Genomic DNA, 5,111 nt, shown 5'->3' on the forward strand with positions numbered 1-5,111 from the left:
ATGATAAGTAAACCAGCGATCAATGCACCACGAATCATATGGTTCCGTATATAAGTTTGTAACCTCTTATGATTTTTGGAATAGATCCGGTCTTCTACGACCGGATGCAGTCCCCCTGGATTTTATCATCTTTCCGAATCAGGTAGGTCTCAAAGAGAAAGAGGCAGGAAGAAATGCCTTCAGTATGAATGGAATGAGGAAAGAATGTTCGCTCAGTTCAATAGAAAGACAGGCGATCCTGACTTCACTCTTTACCGTCCGGATGGAAGTAATGTCAACTAACTGTAATGCCCTGCTTCGCTCGTTGCGAAGAAAACGAAGTAGATCAGAAGATGAGTATGCAAAACCGTTCTTCAAGTGGGCAGGAGGAAAAACCCAGTTACTCCAGGAGTTTTACTTCCGGTTTCCTGCTGAACTCCAGAGCGGGGGTCTTGACCGGTACGTAGAACCGTTCATCGGTGGTGGAGCCGTATTTTTCTTTGTGATGCAGTTGTTTCCAGGTAAAGAGTCGGTGATCTGTGATGCAAATGAAGAACTGGTCCTTACCTATCGGGTGGTACAGCAGGATGTTGATGCACTCATCGACATCCTCAACGAGTATCAGGCCCGGTATGACATCCTTGAAGAGCCGGGACGCAAGGAGATGTATCTGAAGATCAGATCGGATCTAAACGATCAGAGAAAACGTTTTAACTTCTCATCATACGATAATTCCTGGATTGAGCGGGCTTCCCAGCTTCTCTTCCTTAACAAAACCTGTTTTAACGGTCTTTTCAGGGTGAATTCCCGGGGTGAGTTCAATGTTCCCTTCGGGAAGTATGGCAATCCCGGGATTGTTAATGAGAGTAATCTGCACAAGGCATCAGATCTTCTGAAGAACACAACGATCTTGCATGGAGATTTCTCCTGCTGTCTTGAATTTGTTACTGACCATACGTTTGTATATCTTGATCCGCCGTACCGGCCCCTGAACACATCATCAAAATTTACAGGTTATTCATCTGGTGGATTTTCAGATCAGGATCAGATCAGACTTAAGGGATTCTTTGACGGTGTAGACAGTATCGGAGCAAAGGTGATGCTCAGCAACTCTGACCCTAAAAATGAGGATCCTACTGATCACTTTTTTGATGAACTTTATCAGCAGTACCGGATAGAGCGGGTGTTGGCAACACGGATGATCAATAGTGATGCAGAGAAACGGGGAACCATCAGTGAGATCGTGGTAATGAACTATCAGGGTTTTAAACCAGTGATATGAGCAGTGGTTCATTCATTCACATCCCTTTTTGCTCTGTTAACTGGTGATCCTTTCAGGGTCTTCGGGATAGATGCTTTGATGGTGACAGAACAGAGCCCTTTTTTCTGATCAGCGAGAACGTTATTCTGATAACTCGATATCAGGAACTGGAATGAAAGCGGAACTATGGCTCAATCGTGCAGATCACGAACTTGCACTTGCACAAGAACTCCTGAATGCCGGCTCGTTTCTCTGGGCGGTCAGTTATGCCCACCGTGCTCTTGAATATACGCTTGAAGGACTGCTTGTGATGAAGACCGGTGTCAGGCCTGAACGCGGCACACTTCTCTGTGACCTCCATCATGCCGCAAGGTCGTACCTCCCGGATACGATACATCAACCGGTTACCGATCTGTCAGATCTCACTCCACTCGTATGGCAGTCTGATCTCTCTGCAGATCAGATTAAGGGACTTACTGAAAGTCGTGCAAGAGAACTGATCACAGGTGCAAAAAAGGTCCTTTCCTGGGTTGGTGAAGAGTGGGAGAAGGGTCAGTCAGTAAATCCCGCTACACCTGAAGAATGAATCTGGTGATCAAGACAATACTCTGGGGCCCCCTGTTATGGAATCTGTCTCCGGAGATCCTGAATTCTGGATTTAAACGCCTTTGTGGCATTGGTGATATCAGGCTGGCTTACCACAGCAGAGATCACCGCTACTCCGACCGCTCCTGCGGTAAAGACATCCCCAGCATTTTCAGGGTTGATGCCCCCTATGCCGATGACCGGGATCGAGATGGTACTTGAGATTTCCCTTACCATTTCAATACCAAGTCCCGGACCGGCGTCATCTTTGGATCCTGTGGTAAATACCGGGCTGACAGCTACGTAATCAGCTCCTTCCTGTTCGGCTAGCATCGCTTCCAGCACTGAAGTCACCGAAACCCCGATAATAAAGGGGCGGGCAGCAAGAGATCTGACTATCGCAAGGGGGAGATCCTGCTGCCCGATATGGACCCCGTCAGCCCTGCTGGCAAGGGCAATGTCCAGCCGGTCATTGACAATGAATAATACCCCGGCTTTTGCCGTAATATCATGGATTACACAGGCAACCTCATAGAGTTCCTTTCCTGAACGGTTTTTGTCACGCAACTGGATGACATCAGCACCCCCCTTCACTGCAAGATCAGCGATCTGAAGATGGGTAAATCCCCGGGAGAGACCTTCATCAGTCACCACATAAAGTTCGTAACTCATTTACACAGACCGGATCCGTGCACCCTGAGCGAGGTCATCGGGGGTAAGCGATGCCATGGCATCGAAGAGCGATACTTTAAAAGAACCCGGACCTTTTGCAAAGGTCGCCGCCCGCTCTCCTGCTAGTCCGAATGTTGCTAGTGCTGCAGCCGAGGTGGTTACCAGGTCTTTCCCTGATGCGGCAAATACACCGGTGACTGATGCAGCCATGCACCCGGTTCCTGATATCGTCCCCATCAGTGGATGACCGTTCTCAACGAGAAGCACCTGTTTTCCATCACTGATGATATCAGTTACTCCACTCATCACCACAATCATATCAGACCGCTCTGCGTACTCCCTGGCAATCGAAACTGGATCTCCTGATAATCCTCCAGAGTCAACTCCCCTGACTCTGGCATCCACTCCTGCAAGGACACCTATCTCTCCGGCATTCCCTTTGAGCACCGATATCGGCAGTTCAGCCATAAGTTTCCTGGCGGTATCTGTCCTGAGGGTGGTTGCTCCGGCACCGACCGGGTCAAGGATAATCGGAATATCCTGCCTGCCTGCAGCCTTTCCTACGAGGAGCATCGATTCGATCTGGGCCTGATCCAGCGTTCCGATATTGAGGACCAGGGCTCCGGCATACTGAACCATCTCCTCCACTTCATCAGGAGCATGTGCCATGACCGGTGCACCACCAGCACAGATCGTAATATTTGCGCAGTCGTTTACGGTGACATAGTTGGTGATATGGTGGACGAGAGGAGTCTGGGTTCTGGCTGTAGCGAATACAGTTGAATACGGGGTTTCTGCCATGTTTATTCCTCTAATTAACTCCTGATAGTTGATAATCAGAACTCTGTCGTACTGTTCAGCCTCAACTGGTAAAAAATGTTCAGTTATAGGATGTCTGTCCCGACCCTTACATCAAACACCCACCTGCTGACAGAAGGAGCAACATTGCCGCACCGGTGCAGCCTGTCTACCTTAAATCCAGAATCATGGAAATCCCGGGATAGTTCTTCTGCACCACTCTTGTTATGAAAGGTGTAGTAGTGGATTACTCCACCTGGCTTAACCATCCCACTCAATAGGGGAAATGTCTCGTCCATTCCATAGGGAGTAGGAATGATAACACGGTCTGTCCGGGTCTTTAACAGTGTATGGGTGGTTATGGCGTCTCCCTGAATTACCAGAACCCGATCAGTACAATGATTCAATCTGACATTCTCCTGAAGGAGCACGCAGGCGTACGGATTTTTTTCGATAGCAATAACCTGCGCACCCCGTGCTGCTGCTGGAATCACAAACGGTCCGACCCCGGCAAATGGAATCAGGACGAGTTCACCGGGCTGTATCTGTGAAGATATTCGCTGACGCTCACCTACAAGCCTAGTGGTAAAGAAGGCATTTAAGAGATCTATCCGGTAGACAAATCCTGACTCCCGACAGGTAGTGCAGGTTTTGGTCCCAATAATCGGTTCGTAGTGAGCGACACGGTGGTAACTGCTGCGTTTTGATACCCGTCGCAGGACTGTAGTAATATTGTGCCGGTCTGCAATGATTGATCTGGCTATCTGAAGTTTGTAGGAGGTGAGTTCATCAGGGAATGAAACCACCGCAATATCACCAAACACTTCAAACCGTCTGGGGATATGGGAATGGAGTGTCTCCGGGATAATGTCGGTGAGGTTCTGTCCACGTGTCATGGGCCTCCCTGGTAATTATAATGGATTATTAAGAATTATTCAAAATATCAGTAGCCTTTGCTGAAGCAATTTTTGCTTCATCTTCTTTTCCCATCTGTTTTAGGGCATCTGCTTTGGTGTTATATGCAGCCGCATCTTCGGCATTGAGTGTTATTGCCTTCTCACTGGCGACAAAGGCCTCTTCATATCTTCCCAGGTTGACTAGGGCTGAACCTTTGTTCTTCCAGGCAGGTTCATACGAGGGATCCAGCGAGTTTGCTTTCTCATAGGCGGTTAGAGCCTCTTCTTCTCTCCCGAGATTGTGGCAGGCAAGACCACGATTGTTCCAGGTCCTCGCGATGGATGGTTTGATCTCCAAGGATCGGTCGTACGCAACGAGAGCTTCATCATACCTCCCCAGATGATCTAGAACAAGCCCCATGTTTGACCATGCAAGTGCATCGTTAGGGTTCAGATAAACGGTTTTATTCAGAGCGTTAAGCGCCAGGTCATATTTTTCCTGGCTTGCAAGCGCAAGACCGATATTTCCCCATGCCATGGCATTATCCGGATCCAGTGCCGTTGCATTCTGATACGCAGCAATCGCTTCATCATAATTCCCCTTTCCGAAGAGGACTACACCTAGATTGTTCCATTCCTCTACAGAGTTCTCTGCAAGGATGGGGGTGACGGTAGTCAGGATAAGGCATATCAGGAGAATTGATACAGTATGGTTCATGCAGGATCTGTGTCAGCGTTGATCGTGTATCCTGATGGTCTTTGTGTCATGAACAGCTGGTTTGATCTCAGTCCCGCGAGATCTCTGGCGTGATGAATCGAGGTCGGTCAGGTTTTTGATAGTAAATTTCATTCAGTTTCAATGAGTTGCAACCGGTTGCAATAGTCTTAACCTATAAAATCTCCTGATTATTCATGTATCA

6 protein-coding genes are annotated in these 5,111 nt (G+C 48.2%); 2 read left to right on the forward strand and 4 right to left on the reverse strand.

Going from position 1 to position 5,111, the window contains the following annotated elements:
- The first annotated feature begins 193 nt into the window (after positions 1–193).
- Positions 194–1,261, forward strand: a complete 1,068-nt coding sequence (locus tag LUQ50_RS12135) for a DNA adenine methylase (RefSeq protein WP_300040099.1) — start codon at positions 194–196, stop codon at positions 1,259–1,261.
- 151 nt (positions 1,262–1,412) lie between these two features.
- Positions 1,413–1,826 carry a HEPN domain-containing protein gene (locus LUQ50_RS12140; protein ID WP_300040100.1) on the forward strand — a complete coding sequence of 138 codons (414 nt, stop codon included), beginning with the start codon at positions 1,413–1,415 and terminating at the stop codon, positions 1,824–1,826.
- A gap of 35 nt (positions 1,827–1,861) precedes the next feature.
- Here the strand turns inward: LUQ50_RS12140 and thiE are convergent, their stop codons facing one another.
- The 4 genes from thiE to LUQ50_RS12160 form a co-directional block, all read right to left on the reverse strand.
- Positions 1,862–2,497 (reverse strand): thiamine phosphate synthase, encoded by a 636-nt coding sequence (thiE, locus tag LUQ50_RS12145; protein WP_300040101.1) that lies wholly within the window; start codon positions 2,495–2,497, stop codon positions 1,862–1,864.
- A complete protein-coding gene (gene thiM, locus LUQ50_RS12150) occupies positions 2,498–3,298 on the reverse strand; it encodes a hydroxyethylthiazole kinase (RefSeq protein WP_300040102.1) in 801 nt (266 codons plus the stop codon).
- Positions 3,299–3,381: 83 nt separating this feature from the next.
- Positions 3,382–4,191, reverse strand: coding sequence for a class I SAM-dependent methyltransferase family protein (locus LUQ50_RS12155; RefSeq protein ID WP_300040103.1), 810 nt, complete (start codon positions 4,189–4,191; stop codon positions 3,382–3,384).
- 28 nt (positions 4,192–4,219) lie between these two features.
- Positions 4,220–4,909: a tetratricopeptide repeat protein gene (locus LUQ50_RS12160; RefSeq protein ID WP_300040104.1), complete on the reverse strand. Its 690-nt coding sequence runs from the start codon at positions 4,907–4,909 to the stop codon at positions 4,220–4,222.
- Positions 4,910–5,111: the final 202 nt, after the last annotated feature.

The sequence above is a fragment of the Methanospirillum sp. genome (genome assembly GCF_028679455.1).
Classification (GTDB): domain Archaea; phylum Halobacteriota; class Methanomicrobia; order Methanomicrobiales; family Methanospirillaceae; genus Methanospirillum.